This window comes from Brachybacterium sp. AOP25-B2-12 (assembly GCF_052378625.1).
Lineage (GTDB): Bacteria > Actinomycetota > Actinomycetes > Actinomycetales > Dermabacteraceae > Brachybacterium.
On record NZ_JBQSXW010000009.1, the window covers coordinates 53,327 to 75,784 of the forward strand.

A 22,458-nucleotide genomic window follows, 5' to 3' on the forward strand; every position below is an offset into this window, starting at 1 on the left:
CTTCACGACAGCGCCGCGAGGCCCTCGCACGTCGCGACGACAGCACGCCGCCTGGCTGCGGCACGCTGGAGGGATGCCGCAGACCGCCGTGCTCGACGCTGTCCGACCCGTCCATCACACGCCTCGCCGACCCCGAACCGCGACCTCGGTGCTCCGCGCGCTGGGAACCGGGCCGCTGCCCGTCGTCGCGGCCGAGGGATCGACGGATGCGAAGCCGACGAGGCCGACGGCCGCGTCCGCCAGGGCCCGCGACGTCGCCCCCGCCGTGCGCACGCTGCGGGTGCGCGACATCGCCGCCGGCGGCGGTGCGGCGGCGGCCTCGTGGAGCCTCGCGGCCCACCTGGGACTGCTCGGGACGGCGACGGGGACCTTCATCGTCTCGGTCGTCTCGGCCGTGCTCATGGCCCTCGCCGTCGACTCGCTCGTGGGCGTGCGGCGGCTGCTGCTGCGATGGGTGCGCTCGACGCGCGCTGCCCGGCGTCATCGTTCACGCGCCGGGCGCGGGGCCGTCGCGCGCCGCTGAGGCGGTCTCGGCGACGGCCGGGCCCGAGGCGCGCGCCGCGGCACGATCGGTCGAGCGCCGTCGCCGGGCACGGGGGATGCCCGAGCCATCGGGGCGACGTCGTGGGGCTCCGGACCGACGAACGGTCCGGCGCCCCACGACGAGGCGTCGGGACTCAGCGCATGGTCGTGTCCGCCGCGTCCCGGCCGGATTCACCGGCGGCCACGGCGACCCGGTGCTCCTCGGAGGGCGTCGTGGCATCCTCCGCGGAGGTCGGGAGATCCTGTGCGGCGGAGGCGTCGGCCGTCCCTGCCGGTGCGGTGACGTCGACGGGTGGGACCGGGCGGACGCGGGCGGAGCGCCGTGCGAGCGCCCGCTTGGTGCCCAGGGCCGCGAGGACCATCGCGAAGCCGGTCGAGGCCAGGACGATCGCGACCACGGCGGGGGCCCGGAAGCCGTAGCCTGCGGCGATCACCGCACCGCCGAGCGCGGCGCCGAGGGAGTTGGCGACGTTGAACGAGGCGTGGTTCAGCGAGGCGCCCAGCACCTGCGAGGGGCCGGCGGCCTTGATCAGCCAGGTCTGCACGGCGGGACCCAGCATCGCGTTGGCGAGGTTGACCAGGAAGAGGGTCGCCATCAGGCCCACGGGGGATCCCGAGAACAGGAACAGCGCGACGAGCGCCGCGATGTACAGCGGGAAGCCGATGAACATCGTCCCGTTCTGCGAGCGGTCCGTGGCCCAGCCGCCCACCATGTTGCCCAGCGTCATGCCCAGGCCCGCGCACGCCAGCACGATCGGCACGAAGGCGGCGCTCGTGCCCGCGACCTGCTGGGAGATCTCGGCGATGTAGCTGAAGACGGCGAAGGCGCCCGCGAAGCCCACGGCACCGATGCCGATGACGGCCCAGACCTGCTTGCTGCGGAAGGCGCTGAGCTCCTCGACGACCGAGCGCTCGGCGGGACGGCCCTGGTGGGGCACGACGGTCAGCAGCATGACGACGGTGACGGCGAAGACGGCGGCGATCAGCAGGTAGCTGATCCGCCATCCGAGGTTCTGACCGAAGGCGGTCAGCAGCGGCACGCCCAGCAGGTTGGCGATGGTCAGGCCCGAGAGCGCCAGCGCGACCCCCTTGCCCTGCGAGCCGGGACCCATGAGGGAGGCGGCGATCAGCGAGGCGACGCCGAAGTAGGCGCCGTGGGGCAGGCCCGCGACGAAGCGCGCCAGGATCGTGAGGTCGAAGGTCGGCATGATGGCCGACAGGACGGTGCCCACCAGCAGCGCGACGGCCAGCAGCGCGATGAGGCGGGTGCGGGACATGCGGACGGCGAGGACGGCGACGGTCGGCGCGCCGACCACGACGCCGAGCGCGTAGGCGCTGATCGCGAGGCCCGCGCGGGCGATGCCCTGCTCGGGCGCCTCGGCCATGAGTCCGGGCAGGAGCGTGTGGGCGATCCCGGGGAGCAGCCCCATCGAGACGAACTCGCTGCAGCCGATCCCGAAGCCGCCCAGGGCCAGGGCGAACAGGGCCAGGCGGCGACGTGCGGGGGTCAGCGCCGACGAGTTCTCGTCGCGCGCCGCGGAGGAGGGACGGGTGCTGGGCCTCAGGGGTGCGGTAGCCACGCCTCCACGGTAAGGCAACGCTGTTGCGATTCGTCAACGGGGTGGGACGGACTTTGTCGCTCCGTGACGTGTGGAGTGCGCCACGGCGGCCGTCGTGGCACGAGGGCCCCGCATAATGGGGCGCGTGAGCGGCGGAGCACATCTCGACCTCGTCCGGGGCGTCAACGATGCGGCCGTGCTCTCCCTCGCGCGCCGCGGCAACCCGATGTCGCGCCACGATCTCGCGGCGGCCCTCGACGTCACGCCGCAGGCCATGACCAAGATCCTCGTGCGGCTCCGCGCGCGCGGCCTCATCGTCGAGGCCGGGACGATCAGCGCCGGTCCCGGCAAGCCCGCGACGCTGTACGCACTGGTGCCCGGGGCGCGGCGCGCGATCGGCGTGCACGTCTCGCGCACGCGCGCCCGCGCCGTGGTGGTCGACCTGGCCGGGCAGGTGCTCGACCGCGCCGACGCCCGCATCGACGCGACGACGACCCCCGACGCCCTCGTCGGCACGATCGTGGACCTCGCAGGGCGGGTCCGCAGGACGGGCGCGGGACGACTCGTGGGCATCGGCGTGGGCATGCCCGGCCCCACGGACCACGACGGCGGGATCTTCCGCGGGACGGACCCGGAGGACCCGTGGCAGGGACTCGCCCTGCGCGCCGAGCTCACGGCGCGCCTCGAGCTGCCGGCGCTGATCGACCACGACTCGACGGCCGCGATCGTCGGGGAGTCCTGGGCGGCGCCGCACGCCGTGCGGGATGCCGCCTTCATGCTGGTCGAGGACGGGATCGGCGCGGGGTTCCGGCTCGGCGACCTTCTCCAGCGCGGGGTCCACGCCAACGCCGGCGAGGCGGGCCACATGGTCGTCGCGCTCGACGGCGAGCCGTGCGCGTGCGGGCGGCGCGGCTGCGCGCAGGCCGAGCACGCCGCGGCGCTCGCCCGCGGCGACGTCGCACGGGCGGCGCGGATCATCGCGAGCGTCGTGGTGGACGTCGTGGTGCTGCTGGACGTGGACCGCGTGGTGCTCGGGGGCAGCACCGTGCGCGCCCATCACGGTCCCTACCTCGACGCGGTGCGCACCGCGCTCGTGACGGAGCTGCCCTCCAACGACTGGCAGCACGTCGAGGTGCTCGTCTCCACCTACGGAGATGACGCGATCGCGGTGGGAGCGGCCGCCGAGGTGCTCGAGGACGAGTTCGGGGTGCCGTCGGCGCTGAGCCGGAGGGTCTGAGGCGGAGGGTCTGAGGCGGAGGGTCCTGGGCGGAGCGTCCGAGGCGACGGGCCCGGGACGACCGGCGTCGGACGTCAGCCCTGCCGGGTCCCGAACACGGCAGTTCCCAGCCGCACGATCGTCGCACCCTCCTCGACGGCGACCTCGAGGTCCCCGCTCATGCCCATCGAGAGCCCGTCGACCTCGGGCACGGCGAGCTCGTCGCGCAGCACACGCAACCCGGACAGGGACGCGCGCACGGCGAGCTCGTCCTGCGTGTGGGCGCCGATCGTCATGAGGCCGACGGCCCGCAGGTGCTCGCTGGCCCCGATGCGCTCGAGCGCCGCGCCCACGGCGTCGATGGTCGGCGCGTAGCCGCCCTTGGACTCCTCGCCCGAGGTGTTGACCTGCACGTACACGTCACGATGGACCCCGGCGAGCGCGGCCCGTCGTTCGATGGCGTCGAGGAGCTCGTCGCGGTCGAGGCTGTGGATCACGGAGGCGAAGGCGACGGCATCCTTCGCCTTGTTGGTCTGCAGGCGCCCGATGAAGTGCTTCTCCAGGTCGAGGGCGGCCAGCGCCGGATCCTCGAACTTGGCGATCTCCTGCGCGCGGTTCTCCCCCACCACGACGCTGCGCCCCCGCTCCCGGAACCCGGCGACGGCGGCGACGATCTCCGCCGGCGTGCGGGTCTTGGTGGCCAGCAGGATCGTCACGTCCTGCGCGGTGCGCCCGCCGCGCCCCGCGGCACCGTCGATCCGGTCCAGGACGTCGTCAATACGGGTGCACAGCGCGGTCGGTGAGGGCATTCCCCTATTTTGCCAGGGGCGCGAGCGGTCGGCGCGCGGGGGCCGCGGCTCGGACCGGTCACCCGTGGGAGGCATCGGCGGCCCGCATGCGGGCGGCGCCGGGCGGCACGCTGCTGGGGAGCATCGCGGCCCGAGCCGGCGAGCATCCGAGGGGCCGACGTGAGGGCCCGCCAGGAGAGGGCGCTCGCGGCGCACTCCTCCCGTCGCGCCGGTCGCCATGCCCGCATCCTCGACGGAGGTGGCGGGGCCACCCGGGCCTTCCGGACGCCTCCGGAGCTTCGCGCGACGGGACGTCCTCACTCAGCACGGCCGTATATGCGCCGTGCCGAGCCAGGACGCCCCGTCATCGGGCGGATTCGACGCGCAACCCATCCCACGCACCCGCTCCGCGGCGTGCGGTCTCGGACGCGACCCGTGAGGGCTTCGCGAGCCACCGCCCCTGATCCGCCGATTGGGAGAAGCACTGGATCGAGAACGCAGTGCTCGACGAGCTCGGCCCGATGATCGATGGCCGCCATGATGGACAGGAGCACCCCGGCCCGTCGCGAATCCCACCGCCCTCTCGCCCTGGGCGCCCCCTCCCTCCCCCAAGGAGCACCATGCAGAACTCATCAGGTCGTCCCGACTCGACCGCGGCGCCGATCCTCTTCACCGATGCGTCGATGCACCTCGGCGGCGGTCGGTGGCTGCGCGGCGACCTGTGGGTGCACGACGGTCGCATCGCAGCCCTGGGCGGACGTGGCGAGCTCGACGACCTCGTCAGCACGACGTCGACCTCGGAGGTCACGGAGCGCCACGACCTCGCCGGCGCCACGCTCCTGCCCGGTTTCCAGGACGCGCACGTCCACCCCGCGATCGCCGGACTCGCGATCCTCGAGATCGAGCTGTCGTCCGCCGCCTCTCTCGAGGAGTACGAGCGGATCATCCGGCAGGGAGACCTGGCCGGTCAGGACGTTTCCGTCCTGACCGGGATGGGCTGGTACAGGGACCTCCTGCCCACGGACCCGAGCCCCGCGCGCTGGCTCGATCGCATCGTTCCCGGCCGCCCCGTCGTCCTCACCGGGCACGACGGTCACAGCATGTGGCTGAACTCCGCGTCGCTGGACCGGGCGGGGATCGGCAGGGGCACCGTCGATCCCGCCGATGGGCGGGTGGAGCGTGACGCCGAGCGGGAGCCGACGGGCATCCTGCTCGACGGCGCGATGAGGCTCGCCGCGGAGCTGCGCACCGAGCCCGATCAGCACCGGCTCGAGGAGGCGCTGCTAGCGGCACAGGCGCGCCTGCACAGCGTCGGGGTGACGGCATGGCAGGACGCGATGGTGGGTGTCTCGGACCTCGGCCCGGACCCCTCCGCGGCCTACGCCCGGCTCTCGGCCGACGGGAGGCTGACCGCCCGCGTGGTGCAGGCCCTGTGGTGGGACCGCGAACGCGGGCTCGAGCAGATCCCCGAGCTCGTGGCGAGGCGGGAGGCGGCGGAGGCCGCCGGGAGCATCGCCGCTCACGTCGTCAAGATCATGCTGGACGGGATGGTCGAGAACCGGACCGCCGCGATGCTCGCGCCCTACGCCGGTGACCCGTCGGGCGGCTGCGGCCCGTCCTTCGTCGACCCCGGGCTGCTCGCTCGGGCGATCCGCGACCTCGAGGGCAACGGGTTCGACGTCCACGTGCACACCGTGGGTGATCGCGCCGTCCGCGAGGCCCTCGACGCCGTGCAGGATGCGCGCGAGAGCATCGGCCCGACGTCCCGACGCCATCAGCTCGCGCACCTCGATGTGATCGACCCCGCCGATGTCCCACGATTCGCCCGGCTCGACGTGACCGCGAACCTCCAGATGCTGTGGGCCCGACGCGACCGGGAGATCGTCGAACGCAAGCTCCCGCTCCTCGGTGCCGGTCGCGAGGCCGGCCACTTCCCCTTCGGCGACCTGGAACGGGCCGGTGCGCGGCTGGCCGCGGGCAGCGACTGGCCCGTCTCGGACCCGGATCCGCTGCTCGCGATCCACACGGGGGTCCATCGCACAGCCGCCCGCCGCGAACCGCTCGCCGTCGGGCCGGGGGTGCATGACGTTCCGCTCGAGCCGTCGCAGTCCCTGACCATGGGGGCCGCCCTGGACGCCTGCACCTCGGGATCCGCGCGAGCGAACCGGCTCGAGCACGTCACGGGTTCCTTGCGGGTGGGGTTGGACGCGGACCTGGTGGTCCTGGACCAGGACCTGCGCGCGGCGGCCGAGCTCGGAGCCGCACGTGCCGTGCGCACACTCGTCCGCGGGAGCACCGTCTTCGAGCTCCGCGACTGACCGGCTCCATCGGGAAGGGCACCTCGGCCACCGGCGCCGCCTCCGAGAGCGGCTCGGGTCAGTGCACGTGGCCGAGGACGTCCCTGACCGTCTCGGTCGCGAGATGCCCGACCGCGCGGGCGCGAGCGCTGCGGCGCGTGCCTCGCGTCGTCGCCAGGACCAGCGGGAGCGCGGGCAGCTCGTCGCCGATGGGTCGACAGGCCACGCGGAGGCCGTCGTAGGTGACGTCGGTGCTGGGATGCAGGTTCAGCATCGAGAGGCCCTGCCCATGGGCCACCATCGAGCGCACCGTCTCGTAGGTGCTGGACCGATAGCAGATGTCCGGATCGATGCCTGCCCTGGCCAGGAGGCCCAGGAAGTACTCACGGCTGTACGGGAGGTCCAGCAGCACGAAAGGCTCCCGGGCGACCTCGCGGAGGAAGACCTTCTCCTGGGCCGCGAGCGGGTGCTCGATCGGCAGGACCAGGTGGGCGGGGAGCAGGGTGATCACCTCGCGCTGGACGTCGGATCCCAGGGCGAAGTCGTAGCCGATGTGCAGCTCGACCCGACCCGATCGCAGCGCTTCCCGCGCGTCGGCGGCGTCGAGCTCCTCGACCACCACCTCGAGCTGCGGGTGCCGTTCGCGCGCTCGGGCGATGAGGTCGGGCACGAGGAAGGGCGCCAGCGTGATGAAGCAGCCCACCCGGACCGTGCCGCGCACCTGGTGGTCGATGCCTCGCACCGTGTCGACCGCACCCTCGAGTCCCTGGAGCACCGTCCGCACATCCCGTTGGAACTGGACCCCGGCCGGAGCGAGGGTGAGCCCCTTGGACCGCTGGCGGATGAACAGCTGGACACCGAGCTGGGCCTCGAGCTGGGAGATCGCGGCCGAGACCGCGGACTGCGCCACGTAGAACTCCTTGGCGGCCTCGGTCATGCTGCCCTTGTCCGCGGCCGCCGCGAAGTAGCGCAGCTGCGTCAGCGTGATCTCCGGGCGTCGCGCCATGGTCACCCTTCGCTCGTCCATGTGCTCGGGAAGCGGTCACGTCCCATATCGAGAATCGATGCAGTGCGGAAGCCCTGCGCCCTCGACGCCGGAATGGTACCGACCGCGCCCGGCCGCCGCTCCGTTCTCCGGATCCGTGACCCTTCCGTGACGTGATCGGGTCGCCCACGGTCCGGGATGTGCGGCCGACGCGACGCCCCGGGACCCTCGACTCAATTCATCACCATTGCTGATACCGCGCGTAAGCCGGATGTGTTTGTGCGATCGAACCGGCGGGCGCACGATGGTCCGCAATCCTCCGTCGGGCCCGCCCGACGGACGGCGACGCGGTCGATCCCGCCCTCGTCCTCCCTGCCTGAGGAGAACCCCATGACCCGCACCGACAGCCCCACGGAGGCTCTCGAGTTCCGAACCATCGACCACGTGCCGGAGACGGAGCGCCACGGACGCGCCCGCAATCTGTTCACGGTGTGGTTCGGATCGAACATCATGCTTCTCACGGTGGCCACGGGCGTGGTGAGCACCGTCGTGTTCGGACTCCCGATCTGGGCCGCGGCGCTGGCCATCGTGATCGGCAACCTCGTCGGTGGCGTCGTGATGGCCCTGCACGCCGCACAGGGCCCCCAGATGGGCGTTCCGCAGATGCTGCAGACCCGGGCGCAGTTCGGATCGTTCGGCTCGCTGCTGGTGGTGACGATCGTGGTGATCATGTACGTGGGCTTCTTCGCCTCGAACATGGTGCTCGGCGGCCAGGCCGTGGCCAGTCTCTTCGGGTGGGACACCTCGATCTCGATCGTGCTCATCGGGCTCCTCAGCGTGGTCGGCGCCATCGTCGGGTACCGGCTGATCCACGCGCTGGCAGGCGTGCTGAGCATCGTCTCCGGGGCGGTGCTGGTCCTCGCCTTCGTGTGGGCGCTGGGCATCGACGGGGTCCCGGCCGCCGCGTGGAGCTCCGGGGCGGTCACCGTCGCGGGCTTCATGAGCACCGTGACGCTCGCCGCCCTCTGGCAGATCGCCTACGCCCCCTACGTCTCGGACTACACCCGGTACCTGCCCAAGGACACCGGCGTGCGCCCCGCGTTCTGGGCCACCTACGCCGGCGCGGTGCTCGGGTCGCTCTTCCCCATGCTCCTGGGGGCCATCGCAGGTGCCGCGTTCCCCGACGCCGACACGATCGGAGCCCTCAGCGGCATCACCCAGGGCATCTCCGTCCTGGTGGTCGCGGTGCTCGGCCTCGCGATCGCCTGCACGAACGCGATGAACCTGTACTGCGGGGCGCTGTCCACGATCACGGTGGGCCAGACGTTGTTCCCGCGCTGGCTCCCCCACGCGCCGGGGCGCGCCATCGTGGCCGTCGCGCTGTTCCTCGCGGCCCTGGCCATGGCGCTGCTGGGTGCAGACAACTTCCTGGTGAACTTCACGAACTTCATGTCCCTGCTGCTGTGCGCCCTGATCCCGTGGACCGCCGTCAACCTGGTCGACTACTACCTGCTCCGCCACGGCAAGTACGACATCGCCTCGCTCTTCCGACGCGACGGGGGCATCTACGGCCGGATCAACGCCCCCGCGGTCGTCTGCTACGTCTTCGGCGTCCTCCTGCAGATCCCGTTCCTGGCGACCGCCATGTACACGGGTCCGATCGCCGAGGCGCTGCACGGCACCGACATCTCCTGGCTGGTGGGCCTGGCCGTCATCTGTCCGCTCTACTACGCACTCATGCGGCGCCGCATCGACCGCAGCGGCAGCCTGCCGGACGTGGCGACGACTCCCGAGCACGCCGCGGGGATCGCATGACCGTCGCGGAATACGACGTCGTGATCGTCGGCGGAGGAACGGCCGGATGCCTGCTCGCGTCCCGCCTGGCCGATCAGAAGGGCATCCGGACCGTGCTGCTCGAGGCAGGACCCTCGGACGTCGACGAGCCCCGCGCCCGATCCCTGCGCCGCTGGGACGAGATGGTCGGCAGCGAGTACGACCTGGACTACCTCAGCGTGCCCCAGGAACGTGGGAACTCCGGCATACACCAGACCCGCACCCGCCTGCTGGGAGGCTGCTCGACGACGAACACGATGATCGCCTGGCGACCTCTGGCCTCGGATCTGCGCCGCTGGCAGGCGCTGGGCGCCACCGGATGGGGGCCCGAGGAGTTCGAGCCCTACTTCGACCGACTGCGCACGCCGATCGTGCCGGTGGCCGAGCAGGACCGCAACCCGATGGTCCAGGACGTGATCACCTCTGCGGAGAACGCCCTGGACCTCCCGGCGACCAGGAGCTGGAACGACGGCCACCTCGACTCCTGCGCCCGCGGCACCGGCTTCTTCGAGGTCGGCTACACCCCGGCGACCAACGAGCGCGCCTCCACCTCGATCCACTACCTGCACGGCGGGCATGGCCCCGGTCTGGAGGTCCTCACCGAGGCCCGGGTCGCCCGGCTCGTGGTCGGGACGGATGATGGGGGCCGCCCTCGGACCACCGGCGTCGTGCTCGTGGACGGGCGGGAGATCCGCGCCACGCGCGAGGTCGTCCTGTGCGCGGGCGCGATCGACACCGTCGCCCTGCTGCAGCGTTCCGGGATCGGGCCCGCGACCGTGCTCGAGGACGCCGGGATCCCGGTCGTCCTCGATCGCCCGGGCGTGGGCGAGAACCTCCAGGATCATGCGGAGGGACTCGTGGTCTGGGAGGTGGACCGCGACATCCCCGCGACCTGCGCGAGCGGATGGGACGCCGGGGCGATGCTCGAGCTCGGCGAGGAGCCGGGCGCGCCCGACGTGCTCATGCATTTCCCGGTCGAGGCCTGGGTCGAGCACCCGCGCCGCAACGGGTGGACGTTCCCCGCGGACATCGTGGCGATCGCGCCCAACGTCGCCCGGCCCGCGAGCCGGGGACGCGTCTGGGTGACCGCGTCCGACCCGGACCGGGCCCCCGCGATCGACTACCGGTACTTCACCGACCCCGACGGCCACGACGAGGCGATGCTGGTGGCAGGCGTGCGTGCCGCACGGCGCATCGCGGAGGCGGAGCCGATGAGGTCCTGGGTGGTCCGCGAGGTGTTCCCGGGCGCCGAGGTGCGCACCGACGCCGACCTCTCGCGCGTCCAGCGAGCCAACCACCAGACCGTCTACCACGTCAGCGGCACGTGCCGGATCGGGGCGCCCGAGGATCCGCTGGCCGTCGTCGACCCCGAGCTTCGCGTGATCGGTATCGACGGCCTGCGCATCGCGGACGCCTCCGTCATGCCCACCCTGACGGCGACGAACCCGGTCGTGACCATCATGATGATCGCCGAGAAGGCCGCCGACCTCCTCGCGTCGACGAGCACCGGCGACCTGCGTGGGCAGGAGCTGCCGGGCTGACGTCGCCGCGGCACGCCCTCCGCGTGCTCCCCCGGCCCGTGGTCGCGGGAACGGCCACGTGCCCCCACCGGGACTCGAACCCGGAACCCGCCGATTTTAAGTCGGATGCCTCTGCCGATTGGGCCATGGGGGCCGGCCCGCGCAGCGTCCGCCGAGGTCGACCGCGGGTGCGGGCGGCGGTGGGGGCGCGTGGCGCGGCCGGCCGCCAGCCTATGCTGGGTCGACCATGGCCGCCCCCATCCGGTCCCTCGCGGACGCGCTGCGCCGGTTCGACGACGACCGCCTCACCGAACTGATCGTCGCCCGACCGGATCTCGGCACGCCCGTGCCCCGGGGCATCGGCCCCCTCGCCGCACGTGCCGCGGCCGCCGGTTCCGTGCAGCGGGCCCTGTCGAGCCTGACCCGTCCCGAGCTGTGCCTGGCCGAGGCCCTCGTGGTGCTCCCCGAGCCCGTCTCCCCCGCCGCCCTCGCGGCGGCCGTCGGCGCCGACGCCACCCTGGCCGCGCCGTTCCTCCGCCGGCTTGCGTCGCTGGCCCTGAGCTGGGGCGACGAGGAGATCCGCCCGGTGCGCACCCTGCGCGAGGTGCTCCGCACCCCGGCGGGGCTGGCCCCAGAGCACGACGACGACCCCTCCCCGCAGCGCGCCGCCGCGCTCGTCTCTGCGGCTCCGGAATCCCTGCGCACGGTGCTCGGACGCCTGGCGTGGGGGCCGGCGCACCTCGACGGCGGAGCGGGCTCCCCGCTCGCCGAGGAGCTGCTCGCCGAGGGCCTGATCGTGCGACGCGGCGATGTCCTCGAGATCCCCCGCCCCGTGCACCTGGTGCTGCGCGGCGGCCGGGTGCGGGAGTCCCTCCCCTCCCGGCGCCCGCGCCCCGACGGCGCCCACCTCCACGAACGGATCGCCGGCGGACGCACCGCCCAGGCCGCGGAGTCCGCCTTCGAGGCCGTGCGGATCCTGGGGACCGTGCGGACCTGGGACGACGATCCGCCCGCCGTGCTGCGCCGCGGCGGGATCCCCCAGCGTGACGTCCGGCGCCTGGCACGCCAGGCCGACACCGAGGTCGTGGACTACGCGACCGTCATCCAGACCGCCTGGAGCGCCGGGCTCCTGGGGCACGACGGCGAGGCCTGGCAGCCCACGGCCGACTGGGACGCGTTCCGCGCCCGCGGCCTCGAGGAGCGGTGGGCCGAGCTCGCCGCGACCTGGGTCCGCGGCCACCACCTCGCCGCGCTCCTGCCCGAGGGCCACGGGCGCTCGGGCTCCTCGTCGTCCGCGGGGCGCACCGATCCGTCCGCCTCACCTGCACCGGGCGCCGACACGGCCACCGCGGCGCTGGGGTCACGCGCCCTGCTGTCCGCGGCGACCGCCCGCGACGGCGTGAGGGCGCGACGCCTGAGCGCCCTGCGCGTGCTCCGGGCCGCGCCCGGGATCCAGGCTTCCGTCGAGGCGATCGCCGAGGCAGTCGGCTGGGCGTTCCCGCTGGTCGCGCCCGCGATCGTCCACGAGGAGGCGCATGCCGTGCGCGCTGAGGCCACGGTCCTGGGCCTCGTGGTCGACGGCACGTTGAGCGTCCTGGGCGAGGAGCTCGTGGACCATCTCGACGACGACGTGACCGGCCTCGACGCGCGCCTGGCCCGCAAGCTCCGCGAGGTCGCGCCGCCGCCCGTGGACGAGGTGCTGCTGGACGCCGACCTCACCGTGACCATCCCCGGGCGCCCCTCCGAGCGGCTGCTCGAGCTCCTCGCCTGGGCCGATGTCGTCTCCCGGGGCGGCGCGCTGACCCTGCGCCTGACGCCGGCCTCGGTGCGCCACGCGATGACATCGGGCCGCGATGCCCAGACGCTCCGCGCGCTGCTCGCCGAGACGTCCATGACGCCGATCCCCCAGACCCTCGACTACCTGCTGCGCGACGAGGCCCGTCGTCATGGCCAGGTGCGGATCGGCCGCTCGCAGAGCCACCTCACGGCGGATCCTGACGTGCTGAGCCTCCTCGAGGCCTCCCCCCACGCGGCGGCGCTGGGCCTGCAGCGCCTGGCCCCGACGGTCGCCGTGAGCACGTCGGACGCCGGGTTCGTGCTGCAGATGGTGCGGCGCGCGGGCCTGTCGGCGATCGCCGTGGGCCCCGACGGCCGCACGGCGGACGATGCCCGGGACCACACCCTGCACGGCGGTCCGGTCGACACCGCCCTCGAGACGGCCGCGGGGCCGGAGCTGCGGCTGCCGGCACCGACGGTCGTCGCCCGGATCCGCGAGGCGGAGGACGGGGTCGACGGGGACCCGTCGGTGACCGACCGGCTCCTCGAGGCCATCGCCGAGGGATCCCCGATCCGGCTCGGGATCGTCGACGGGCGCGGCGGGATCATCGAGCGCGACGCCGTCCCGGTGTCCCTCGAGGGAGGCCGGCTGCGGGCTCGCGACGTCCGGGGGGCCGACGAGTTCACGGTGCTCGTGCATCGCGTGACCCTGGGCTGACGGCGCCCGATCGGAGGTCCGACGTCGCCGATGACCGACGTCCCGGTCATCGAATCGGCCGAACCTCGCGGCCTGCGGCGCCGTCGTTCCGCCACCGGTTACCGGACCCCACCGTCGGAGGACCGCAGACCGCCGCCGACACGCACGTGACACGGGGAGTCCTCCCCATGGAACTGCGGGGCACTCTCAGGCTACTCTCTGTCTCGCCGGTCACTTCGAGGCATACGCATGGGAGCGACCTGCACCAGACATCACGGATCACAGGGATCCGCCATCCATCCAAGGGGATACATCATGACTGCTCCGCTGCAGACCGGCTTCAACACCGAGGCCATCAAGAAGAACGCTCTCATCGCGACCATCGTCGGCTTCGTGCTCGGCGGCGTCATCCCGGGCATCCTGGGCCTCCTCGGCTACCTCAAGGCCGACACCGAGCCGGCGACGGCCAAGAAGTTCACCAAGTGGGCCTGGATCGCCTTCGCGATCATCTGGGTCATCACGATCATCTTCATCATCATCTACGTCGTCATCATCGCCGCGATCCTCGGCAACGCGGCGAGCACCGGGACCTACTGAGCCGCCTCAGCAGTCCTCATGCACGACGAGCCCGGACCTCACGGTCCGGGCTCGTCGTCGTCGTGACCTGGTTCAGCTGGTCGAGGACTCCTGCGTCTTCTCCCCGGCCGCGGGATCGACGGCGCCATGGGTCACGCCGCTGTCTCCATCGGTGCGGGTCTCGGAGCGGTCCTTGGACCACTCGACGTGGTAGCTGCCCTCGACGTCGACGCGCTTGTACGTGTGCGCGCCGAAGTAGTCGCGCTGGGCCTGGACCAGCGCCGCCGGCAGGCGCTCCGAGCGGATCGCGTCGTAGTACGCGAGGCTCGAGGCGAACACCGGTGCCGGGAAGCCGTTGGCCGCGGCGAACGCGACGATGCGGCGCCACGCGGGCACGCTGTCGTTGATGGCCTGGGCGAAGTACGGGTCCGCGAGCAGGAGCGTGAGGCCCGGATCGCGGTCGTACGCCTCGGTGATGCGGTCCAGGAACTTGGCACGGATGATGCAGCCCCCGCGCCAGATGCGCGCCATGGCCCCCAGGTCGATGTCCCAGTCGTAGACCTCGGCGCCCTTGGCGATCTCCTCGAAGCCCTGCGAGTACGCGACGAGCTTGGAGGCGTAGAGCGCCTTCTGGAGGTCGTCGATGAACTGCTGGGCGTCGTCGATCTTCTCGTCGGCCGTCTCGCCCTGGAGCACCTTCTGGGCGGCCTCGCGCTGGGCGACGTCCCCGGAGACGGAGCGGGCGAAGGTGGCCTCGGCGATGCCCGTGACGGGAACCCCCAGGTCCAGGGCGGTCTGCACGGTCCAGGCGCCGGTGCCCTTCTGAGCGGCCTGGTCCTTGATGATGTCGACGAACGGACGCCCGGTGCGGACGTCGTCGTGGTGCAGGACGATCGCGGTGATCTCGATGAGGAAGGACTCGAGGTCGCCCTTGTTCCAGGTGGAGAAGACGTCGCCGATCTCGTGCGCGCCGAGGCCCAGCGCCCGCGACATGAGGTCGTAGGCCTCGGAGATGACCTGCATGTCGGCGTACTCGATGCCGTTGTGGACCATCTTGACGAAGTGGCCCGCGCCGTCGGCGCCGACGTGCGTGGTGCAGGGCTCGTCGTCGTGGGGACCCGCCTTGGCGGCGATGTCCTGGAGCATCGGGGCCAGGCGCTCCCACGCCTCGGTCGAGCCGCCGGGCATGATCGAGGGGCCGTTGAGCGCGCCCTCCTCGCCGCCGGAGACGCCCATGCCGACGAAGTTCAGGCCCTTCTCCTTGAGCGCGGCCTCGCGGCGACGGGTATCGGTGAACAGGGCGTTGCCGCCGTCGACGATGATGTCGCCCGGCTGCATGTGCTGCGCGAGCTCGTCGATCACGGCGTCGGTGGGCTTGCCCGCCTTGACCATGATGATGGCGACGCGGGGGGCCTTGAGCGAGGCGACGAACTGCTCGGTGGTCTCCGAGGGGTAGAACTCGCCGTCGGAGCCGTGCTCGTCGATGACGGTCTCGGTCTTGCCGACGGAGCGGTTGTGGATCGCGACCTTGTAGCCGTGCCGCGCGAAGTTCCGCGCGAGGTTCGATCCCATCACGGCCATGCCGGTCACGCCGATGTCGGCGACGTCCTGGGGTGAGGGTGCGAAGGTGGCCATACGGTGCTCCTTGTGTCGAGGGATGCTCGACCGTGCGGCGTGGCCGCGCGGACGAGGCTGCTGTCGCCATTGTAGGGACGGCGTGCGACGCCGTGCTGGGGGTCCACGAGGGGACCCACGACGCTCAGGCATCGAGGGGCAGGACGCACCTGTCCGTCTCCGATGCGGAGGCATCGGACACGTCGTCCCGTACGGTGACCCCTGTCTGCCGGGGTTCCCCCACCTGCGGAGCCGCCGTCACGGCGGCGTCGTCCGATGCCGTCCGTCCCCGATACCTGTCTGAGGTGCTCGTGACCGTCCCTCCCCAGTCCGGACCGTTCCCACCCCGTGAGGGAGGCGGCCCGCATTTCCCTCAGCCGAGCTCCGCGGCACACCAGGCCCAGCAGCCGCCCGTGCTCGGCGCCGCGCCCCGCCCGGGCGGGCCCGCCCATCCCTTGGGTCCCGCCGGCGGTCCGCCGCCGCCCCCGGGGCCCGCTGGGCCTCCCGCGGCACCGGCGGGGCCCCCGCCCGGCACGGACCTGGGCGCCGACCTCGGCGCGGCCTTCCGGTGGATGTGGGTGACGTTCTCCCGCAATCTTGCGGCGTTCCTGGTACCCGGCGCGGTCTACGGCGTGGTCACCATCGGGCTGGCCGTGGTGATGATGGTGGTGATGTTCGGGGTGATGGGCGTGTCCGTCTACTCCGTCCAGGACACGGACGGCCCCGAGGCGGTGTGGGGCATCCTCGGCAGCTACCTCGTGGTGATCCCGTTCCTTCCGGTGTTCGCCGTCGTCGGCGCGCTCTGGAGCACCGGGGCGGTCAACGCCGGGTCGATCGTCCTGGCGGGCGGGCGGCCCACCATCGGCCAGGGCTTCGCCGGGCCCTGGCGGATGATCCTCACCTTCGTCCTGGTCCAGGTGCTGGCATTCGTCGGCGTCCTGCTGTGCTACCTGCCCGGGATCGTGTTCGCGGTGTTCGCGACCTACGCCCTGTCGGCCTCCGCACGCGGCGCGAGCCCCGTCGAGGCCCTGAAGGAGAGCTTCCGCCTGGCACGCAGGCAGCTCGGCCTCACGATCGTGGGCGTGCTCGTGATCGGTGTGGCGGCGAGCTTCGCGTCGTATCTCGTGGTCACCGTCATCGCGATCCCCGCGCTGACCGGACTGGCCACTCTGGCACTGTTCGAGCGCGCGAGCGGACGCGCACTGCACGACCCCGTGGCCGCCTGAGGTCGCCCGAGCTCGGTGCCCTGGCCCCTCGGGCACCGAGCGCCGCCCCGCTCCCCGCCTGATCCCCGATCGAAGGACTCCTCACGATGACCGACCGCCCCGACCATTCCCAGGACCCCTACGCAGCGCAGGACGGCCGTGACCGGTGGAGCCCGGGGCACTACGACGGCCAGGCTCCCGGGTGGTCCGGCCGGGCCGGTGGCACGGCATTCCCCGGGTCGGGCTCCAACCACGCCCAGACCGGTCCGTCGTTCGGCCAGGGCGCCGACGACGGCGCTCCGGGTGCCGGCCAGTCGGGCGCCTACGACGGCGCTCCCGTTCCCGGTCAGAACGGACCTGGCGGCCATGTCGGACCCGGACCCGTTCCCGGCACCGACCTCGGTGCCGACCTGTCGGCATCGTTCCGCTGGATGTGGTCCGCCTTCACCGCGAACCTCGCGACGTTCCTCGTCCCGGCCGTGGTGTTCGGGCTGCTCGGCCTCGCCCTGAACCAGGGGCCCAAGGCGGTCGGCTGGTTCGTGGCCATGAGGGAGGGCACCCCCTTCAGCATCGACCTGGTCCTGTACGACGACCCGCCGGTCTGGGTCGACGTCCTGTCGGCCGTCGCCTCGCTGCTCGGCGCGGTCCTCGCGATCCTGTGGAGCACGGGCTCCTACCGTGCCGGGGAGATCGTGCGGAACGGCGGACGCCCGCAGATCCTTGAGGCCAGCATCGGCACCGGTCGTCTGATCCTGGCCTCGCTCCTGGTGGGCGTGCTCGTGGCGATCGGCGTCTTCGCGTGCATCCTGCCGGGCATCGTGATCGGGATCGTCGCGATGTACACCCTCCCCGCGGTCGCTTCCGGGCTCCGCCCCCTCGACGGCCTCAAGAGCAGCGGTCGCCTCGTGGGCGCTCACCTCGGGATCAGCCTCGTCGTGGTCCTCATCGGGATCGCAGCGGGCCTGATCGGCAGCCTCCTTCTGGTCGGCATCTTCCTCGCGACCCCGCTGAGCGCTCTGTTCCTCACCGCGCTGTACCAGCGTCTGCGCGGGAACCACCTGGTGCCGCCGGTCCGCGTCTGAACCGCTCGCGTCATGCCGATGGGCCTCGACCACCGTTCGCCCTCCGCGTGACCGCTCGCGGTCCGTCGGCGCACGGCCGTAGCCTGTCCCGGTGACCGACGGCCCCCTCATCGTCCAGAGCGACAAGTCCCTTCTCCTCGAGATGGGGCATCCCGGCGCGCCCGCGGCGCGCGCGGCGATAGCGCCCTTCGCCGAGCTCGAGCGCGCGCCTGAGCACGTGCACACCTACCGCATCACCAACCTCGGCCTGTGGAACGCCCGCGCGGCCGGCTACGACGCCGAGACCGTGGTCGACGCCCTGGTCACGCACTCCCGCTACCCCGTCCCCCATTCCCTGCTGGTCGACGTCGCGGACACCATGGATCGCTACGGGCGCCTGCAGCTGCACGCCGACCCCGAGCACGGCCTGGTGCTGCGCTCGACCGACCGGGCGGTGCTCGAGGAGGTCGTGCGCTCCAAGCGGATCCGCGGGATGCTCGGCGAGCGGATCGACGAGCTGGCCGTGGCTGTCCACCCCTCCGAGCGCGGCAACCTCAAGCAGGCGCTCGTGAGATTGGGCTGGCCCGCCGAGGACTTCGCCGGATACATCGACGGCGAGGCGCACGAGATCGGCCTCACCGAGGACGGTTGGTCGCTGCGCCCGTATCAGCGGGAGGCCGTCGAGGGCTTCCACCTGGGCGGCAGCGGCGTGATCGTGCTGCCGTGCGGCGCCGGCAAGACCCTCGTGGGGGCCGGTGTCATGGCCCAGACCTCCCGCACCACCTTGATCCTCGTGACGAACACCGTCTCGGCCCGGCAGTGGAAGGCGGAGCTGATCCGCCGCACCACCCTCACCGAGGACGAGATCGGCGAGTACTCCGGGACCGTCAAGGAGATCCGTCCCGTCACGATCGCGACGTACCAGGTGCTGACGACCAAGCGCAAAGGCGTGCATCCCCACCTCGAGCTCATGAGCGCGCGGGACTGGGGCCTCATCGTCTACGACGAGGTGCACCTGCTGCCCGCGCCCGTGTTCCGCATGACCGCGGACCTCCAGGCGCGTCGCCGCCTGGGCCTGACCGCGACCCTCGTGCGGGAGGACGGCCGCGAGGACGAGGTGTTCTCGCTGATCGGGCCCAAGCGCTACGACGCCCCGTGGAAGGACATCGAGTCCCAGGGGTACATCGCGCCCGCGGTGTGCACCGAGGTGCGGGTCACCCTGCCGTCGGCGGACCGCATGGTCTACGCGACCGCCGAGGCCGAGGACCGCCACCGGCTCGCGGCGACCCACCCCGCCAAGACCGCCGTGGTCGAGCGCCTGGCCGCCCAGCACGCCGGGGAGCCGCTGCTGGTCATCGGCCAGTACCTCGATCAGCTCGAGGAGATCTCACAGCGTCTGGACTGCGACCTCATCACCGGCCAGACCAGCATCAAGCGGCGCCAGGAGCTGTTCGACGCCTTCCGCGAGGGACGCATCGACCGCCTGGTGGTCTCCAAGGTCGCGAACTTCTCGATCGACCTCCCCGAGGCCTCGGTCGCGATCCAGGTCTCCGGGGCCTTCGGCTCCCGCCAGGAGGAGGCCCAGCGTCTGGGCCGGCTCCTGCGTCCCAAGGCTGACGGCCGCGCCGCCCACTTCTACACCGTCGTCTCCCGCGACACCTCCGATCAGGACTTCGCGGCGCACCGCCAGCGGTTCCTCGCCGAGCAGGGCTACGCGTACTCGATCGTGGACGCGGAGGATCTGGCGGGGGTCTGAGCGGCGCCGCCGTGTCGCCGGGCCTCCCGGATCGTTAGAGTGGGCGCTGGCCACGACGACCATCGCGGCACCCTTCCCCCCGAGGAGCTGAGCATGACCACCCCCGAGCCGAACCCCCGCGGCCCCGTCGATCGCGAGCCCCCTCGTCCCCCCGCTCCCGTCGAGCCCACCGGCACCGCAAAGCCCGTCGAGCCGGTCGAGGAGTACGTGCCCGGCGGCGGCACGTCGCCGTCGCCCGCCGTCGAGCCGGTCGGGACCCCGCGCGGCCCCGACGCCGGACCCACGGTCTCCGAGAAGCCCGCCCGCCGCAGCTCGGCGACCGCCGCCACCTGGGTGGCCCTGATCCTCGGCGCGATCGTGCTGATCCTGCTGCTGATCTTCGTGATCCAGAACAACACGAAGGCTTCGTTCACGTACTTCGCGGCGACCTTCGACCTCCCGCTCGGCGTGGCGATGCTGCTCGCGGCCATCGCGGGCGCCCTGGTGATGGCGCTGGTCGGATCGGTGCGGATCATCCAGCTCTCGTGGCGCCTGCGCCGGATGCGCAAGCACGAGACGGAGCTGCGGGATCTCGTCAACGGCCGCTGACCCTCGCGGCGCACAGCGGGCGTCCAGCCGACTCCCACACTGGACGCCCACACTGGACCGATGAGCACCGATCAGGACCAGGACTTCGAGGCGCGCCTCCTCGTCGTCGACGACGAGCCCAACATCCGCGACCTCCTCGCGACGTCCCTGCGCTTCGCAGGGTTCGAGGTCTTCACCGCGTCGACGGGCAACGAGGCGATCCGCGAGGCCACCGAGAACAAGCCCGACCTCGTGGTCCTGGACGTCATGCTCCCCGACATGGACGGCTTCACCGTCACGCGGCGCCTGCGCGACCGCGGCGAGCACTACCCGATCCTGTTCCTGACCGCCAAGGACGAGACGAAGGACAAGGTCGCGGGCCTGACCGTCGGCGGGGACGACTACGTCACCAAGCCCTTCAGCCTCGAAGAGGTCGTAGCCCGCATCCGCGCAGTGCTGCGCCGCACCCACGGCGGCAGCGAGGAGCCCAGCGATTCCTCACTGACCGTCGGCGACCTCCGCCTGGACGAGGACTCTCACGAGGTCTACCGGGCCGACTCCCCCATCGACCTGTCCCCGACCGAGTTCAAGCTGCTGCGCTACCTCATGCTCAACGCCGGCCGCGTGGTCTCCAAGACCCAGATCCTGGACCACGTGTGGGACTACGACTGGTCCGGCGAGGTCGGGATCGTGGAGTCCTACATCTCCTACCTGCGCCGCAAGATCGACGTGGTCGGGGATCCGATGATCCACACCAAGCGTGGCATCGGCTACGTGCTCCGCGCCGCCGAGTCCCACTGAGCGGGCTCGCGCCCGGTCCCGCCGTCCTCCCGTGCTGACCCCCCGCCGCCTGCGCAGCGACCACGCCGTGTCCCTGTGGACACGCGTGGTCGGCGTCATCTCCTTCGTGCTCGTCGCGGGCACCCTGGCCACCGGCGGCCTCTCGCTGTACCTGCTGCACCGCACCCTGCTGGGGAGCATCGACAACGACCTGCGCACCACGATCGCCCAGGTCAAGCGGGTCGAGCCCGAGGACCTCGCGGAGGACACCGGCACCCCGGAGCGCAAGATCGCGCCGATCGACTTCATCGTCGAGTTCCGCGGCTACGACGGCACGGTCACCGGCCGCGCCGTCCAGAGCCATGGGGCGCTGCCCTCGTCGCTGTCCTTCCCGGATCTCACGCGCGCGCAGGTGGCCGAGCTCCAGGAGGAGCCGTTCACCCTGCAGGACGCCAACCAGACCCGCTGGCGCGTGATGGTGGTGCCCGATCCCGAGCACGACGGCATGGTGTTCGTAGCCCTGCCGATGACCAGCGTGGATCAGACGATGCACGAGATGGCGCTGATCATCCTGCTCGTGGGCACCGCCGTGGTGCTCGCCGGGATGGGGATCGGCGGCTACGTCGCCCACCGCGCCCTCGAGCCGCTGCGGGACGTCGAGGCGACCGCGCGCCAGATCGCCGGCGGCGACCTCTCGCGCCGTGTTCCCGTGACGGGCACCTCCCAGGAGGTGCAGGCGCTCGCGGTGTCGCTGAACGAGATGCTGGTGCGGATCGAGCAGTCCTTCGACGCGCAGTCGCGCTCGGAGACCCGCGCCACCGCCTCCGAGGCCCGCATGCGCCGCTTCGTGGGCGACGCCTCCCACGAGCTGCGGACGCCGCTCGCCGCGATCCGCGGCTTCGGCGAGCTGTACCGGATGGGCGCCCTGCGCACCGATGAGGACGTCACCCAGGCCATGCGTCGCATAGAGGACGAGGCCCGCCGGATGGGCTCGCTCGTCGAGAACCTGCTGCGTCTGGCGCGCCTGGACGACAACCCCGAGCCCGTGCTGGTGCCCGTCGACATCTCCGACGCGATCTTCGACGCCGCCCAGGATCTCCGGGCCCTGGACCCCGACCGCCAGGTGATGGTGGTGTCCCTCTCGGGCACCCCGCTGACGGTCCACCCGCACGTCCCGATCGGCGTGCTGGCCGATGAGCCCTCGTTGCGCCAGGTGATCCTGAACCTCGTGGGCAACGCCAACCGCCACACCCCCAAGGGCTCCCCCGTCGAGCTCGCGGCGGGTCTGTCCCGCGACGGCACGGTGTTCGTCGAGGTCCGCGACCACGGCGAGGGCATCCCGCCCGATCAGCGCGAACGGGTCTTCGAGCGCTTCTACCGCACCGACGTCTCGCGACAGCGATCCGCGGCCCAGGGCGGGGGCGCCGGGCTGGGGCTGTCGATCGCCGCGACGATCGTCGAGCAGCACCAGGGGCGCATCTCGATCCACCAGACGCCGGGGGGCGGCGCCACCTTCCGGGTGGAGCTGGTGGCGGCGGACATCGACGCCGAGCACGCGGTGGCCCCCGATCAGGTGCGCGCGCTGACCGCCGACGGCACTGCGGGGGCCTCGGCTGATGACAGCGGCGGGACGTCCGCCTCGGCGGACCCGGACCCCGACACGGCCGGCTGATCCTCCCGGGGGA

General features: G+C 72.4%; 17 protein-coding genes and 1 tRNA gene. 13 read left to right on the top strand and 5 right to left on the bottom strand.

Annotation, left to right across the window (positions count from 1 at the left end; all coding sequences use genetic code 11):
• Positions 1 to 73: 73 nt before the first annotated feature.
• Positions 74 to 523 (top strand): hypothetical protein, encoded by a 450-nt coding sequence (locus tag ACT3TZ_RS08395; RefSeq protein ID WP_444582952.1) that lies wholly within the window; start codon positions 74 to 76, stop codon positions 521 to 523.
• A gap of 154 nt (positions 524 to 677) precedes the next feature.
• Here ACT3TZ_RS08395 and ACT3TZ_RS08400 read toward each other — a convergent pair whose 3' ends face one another.
• Positions 678 to 2,123, bottom strand: coding sequence for an MFS transporter (locus ACT3TZ_RS08400; RefSeq protein WP_444582953.1), 1,446 nt, complete (start codon positions 2,121 to 2,123; stop codon positions 678 to 680).
• Positions 2,124 to 2,238: 115 nt separating this feature from the next.
• Here ACT3TZ_RS08400 and ACT3TZ_RS08405 point away from each other — a divergent pair, with 115 nt between their 5' ends.
• A complete protein-coding gene (locus tag ACT3TZ_RS08405) occupies positions 2,239 to 3,339 on the top strand; it encodes an ROK family protein (protein WP_444582954.1) in 1,101 nt (366 codons plus the stop codon).
• Positions 3,340 to 3,413: 74 nt separating this feature from the next.
• Here the strand turns inward: ACT3TZ_RS08405 and ACT3TZ_RS08410 are convergent, their stop codons facing one another.
• On the bottom strand, positions 3,414 to 4,127 hold the full coding sequence (locus ACT3TZ_RS08410; RefSeq protein ID WP_444582955.1) for a YggS family pyridoxal phosphate-dependent enzyme: 714 nt from the start codon (positions 4,125 to 4,127) through the stop codon (positions 3,414 to 3,416).
• 599 nt (positions 4,128 to 4,726) lie between these two features.
• Here ACT3TZ_RS08410 and ACT3TZ_RS08415 point away from each other — a divergent pair.
• Positions 4,727 to 6,424: an amidohydrolase gene (locus tag ACT3TZ_RS08415; protein WP_444582956.1), complete on the top strand. Its 1,698-nt coding sequence runs from the start codon at positions 4,727 to 4,729 to the stop codon at positions 6,422 to 6,424.
• Positions 6,425 to 6,482: 58 nt separating this feature from the next.
• On the opposite strand, the gene ACT3TZ_RS08420 is transcribed toward ACT3TZ_RS08415, so the two are convergent.
• Positions 6,483 to 7,409 carry a LysR family transcriptional regulator gene (locus ACT3TZ_RS08420; protein WP_444582957.1) on the bottom strand — a complete coding sequence of 309 codons (927 nt, stop codon included), beginning with the start codon at positions 7,407 to 7,409 and terminating at the stop codon, positions 6,483 to 6,485.
• A 369-nt stretch (positions 7,410 to 7,778) separates the two neighbouring features.
• Between ACT3TZ_RS08420 and ACT3TZ_RS08425 the strand changes: the two genes are divergently transcribed.
• Both ACT3TZ_RS08425 and ACT3TZ_RS08430 read left to right on the top strand, forming a co-directional pair.
• On the top strand, positions 7,779 to 9,203 hold the full coding sequence (locus ACT3TZ_RS08425; RefSeq protein ID WP_444582958.1) for a purine-cytosine permease family protein: 1,425 nt from the start codon (positions 7,779 to 7,781) through the stop codon (positions 9,201 to 9,203).
• Entirely contained in the window at positions 9,200 to 10,762 is a 1,563-nt protein-coding gene (locus tag ACT3TZ_RS08430; protein WP_444582959.1) for a GMC family oxidoreductase, read from the top strand. Before ACT3TZ_RS08425 ends, ACT3TZ_RS08430 begins: the two co-directional genes overlap by 4 nt.
• 59 nt (positions 10,763 to 10,821) lie before the next feature.
• Here the strand turns inward: ACT3TZ_RS08430 and ACT3TZ_RS08435 are convergent.
• Positions 10,822 to 10,895 (bottom strand) — tRNA-Leu (locus tag ACT3TZ_RS08435).
• A 93-nt stretch (positions 10,896 to 10,988) separates the two neighbouring features.
• Between ACT3TZ_RS08435 and ACT3TZ_RS08440 the strand changes: the two genes are divergently transcribed.
• Positions 10,989 to 13,235 (top strand): helicase-associated domain-containing protein, encoded by a 2,247-nt coding sequence (locus ACT3TZ_RS08440; RefSeq protein WP_444582960.1) that lies wholly within the window; start codon positions 10,989 to 10,991, stop codon positions 13,233 to 13,235.
• A 294-nt stretch (positions 13,236 to 13,529) separates the two neighbouring features.
• Positions 13,530 to 13,811, top strand: a complete 282-nt coding sequence (locus ACT3TZ_RS08445) for a hypothetical protein (RefSeq protein ID WP_444582961.1) — start codon at positions 13,530 to 13,532, stop codon at positions 13,809 to 13,811.
• A 72-nt stretch (positions 13,812 to 13,883) separates the two neighbouring features.
• Here ACT3TZ_RS08445 and gndA read toward each other — a convergent pair whose 3' ends face one another.
• Positions 13,884 to 15,425 carry an NADP-dependent phosphogluconate dehydrogenase gene (gene gndA, locus ACT3TZ_RS08450; RefSeq protein WP_444582962.1) on the bottom strand — a complete coding sequence of 514 codons (1,542 nt, stop codon included), beginning with the start codon at positions 15,423 to 15,425 and terminating at the stop codon, positions 13,884 to 13,886.
• A 557-nt stretch (positions 15,426 to 15,982) separates the two neighbouring features.
• Here gndA and ACT3TZ_RS08455 point away from each other — a divergent pair.
• The 6 genes from ACT3TZ_RS08455 to ACT3TZ_RS08480 all read left to right on the top strand — a co-directional run bounded on the left by ACT3TZ_RS08455 (position 15,983) and on the right by ACT3TZ_RS08480 (position 22,445).
• Positions 15,983 to 16,630, top strand: a complete 648-nt coding sequence (locus tag ACT3TZ_RS08455) for a hypothetical protein (RefSeq protein ID WP_444582963.1) — start codon at positions 15,983 to 15,985, stop codon at positions 16,628 to 16,630.
• Between the two features lie 86 nt (positions 16,631 to 16,716).
• Positions 16,717 to 17,691 carry a hypothetical protein gene (locus ACT3TZ_RS08460; protein ID WP_444582964.1) on the top strand — a complete coding sequence of 325 codons (975 nt, stop codon included), beginning with the start codon at positions 16,717 to 16,719 and terminating at the stop codon, positions 17,689 to 17,691.
• A 91-nt stretch (positions 17,692 to 17,782) separates the two neighbouring features.
• Positions 17,783 to 19,426: a DNA repair helicase XPB gene (locus ACT3TZ_RS08465; protein WP_444582965.1), complete on the top strand. Its 1,644-nt coding sequence runs from the start codon at positions 17,783 to 17,785 to the stop codon at positions 19,424 to 19,426.
• A gap of 93 nt (positions 19,427 to 19,519) precedes the next feature.
• A complete protein-coding gene (locus ACT3TZ_RS08470) occupies positions 19,520 to 20,014 on the top strand; it encodes a LapA family protein (protein WP_444582966.1) in 495 nt (164 codons plus the stop codon).
• 60 nt (positions 20,015 to 20,074) lie between these two features.
• Complete coding sequence (locus tag ACT3TZ_RS08475) at positions 20,075 to 20,794, top strand: response regulator transcription factor (protein WP_444582967.1); 720 nt, start codon at positions 20,075 to 20,077, stop codon at positions 20,792 to 20,794.
• A 31-nt stretch (positions 20,795 to 20,825) separates the two neighbouring features.
• On the top strand, positions 20,826 to 22,445 hold the full coding sequence (locus tag ACT3TZ_RS08480) for a sensor histidine kinase (RefSeq protein ID WP_444582968.1): 1,620 nt from the start codon (positions 20,826 to 20,828) through the stop codon (positions 22,443 to 22,445).
• The last annotated feature ends 13 nt before the right edge of the window (positions 22,446 to 22,458 follow it).

Coding starts and splice junctions, on each gene's coding strand:
- ACT3TZ_RS08475 (WP_444582967.1), top strand. CDS start 20,075: ATGAGCACCGATCAGGACCAGGACTTCGAGGCGCGCCTCCTCGTCGTC.
- ACT3TZ_RS08420 (WP_444582957.1), bottom strand. CDS start 7,409: ATGGCGCGACGCCCGGAGATCACGCTGACGCAGCTGCGCTACTTCGCG.
- ACT3TZ_RS08445 (WP_444582961.1), top strand. CDS start 13,530: ATGACTGCTCCGCTGCAGACCGGCTTCAACACCGAGGCCATCAAGAAG.
- ACT3TZ_RS08405 (WP_444582954.1), top strand. CDS start 2,239: ATGGGGCGCGTGAGCGGCGGAGCACATCTCGACCTCGTCCGGGGCGTC.
- ACT3TZ_RS08440 (WP_444582960.1), top strand. CDS start 10,989: ATGGCCGCCCCCATCCGGTCCCTCGCGGACGCGCTGCGCCGGTTCGAC.
- ACT3TZ_RS08460 (WP_444582964.1), top strand. CDS start 16,717: ATGACCGACCGCCCCGACCATTCCCAGGACCCCTACGCAGCGCAGGAC.
- ACT3TZ_RS08395 (WP_444582952.1), top strand. CDS start 74: ATGCCGCAGACCGCCGTGCTCGACGCTGTCCGACCCGTCCATCACACG.
- ACT3TZ_RS08410 (WP_444582955.1), bottom strand. CDS start 4,127: ATGCCCTCACCGACCGCGCTGTGCACCCGTATTGACGACGTCCTGGAC.
- gndA (WP_444582962.1), bottom strand. CDS start 15,425: ATGGCCACCTTCGCACCCTCACCCCAGGACGTCGCCGACATCGGCGTG.
- ACT3TZ_RS08425 (WP_444582958.1), top strand. CDS start 7,779: ATGACCCGCACCGACAGCCCCACGGAGGCTCTCGAGTTCCGAACCATC.
- ACT3TZ_RS08430 (WP_444582959.1), top strand. CDS start 9,200: ATGACCGTCGCGGAATACGACGTCGTGATCGTCGGCGGAGGAACGGCC.
- ACT3TZ_RS08470 (WP_444582966.1), top strand. CDS start 19,520: ATGACCACCCCCGAGCCGAACCCCCGCGGCCCCGTCGATCGCGAGCCC.
- ACT3TZ_RS08415 (WP_444582956.1), top strand. CDS start 4,727: ATGCAGAACTCATCAGGTCGTCCCGACTCGACCGCGGCGCCGATCCTC.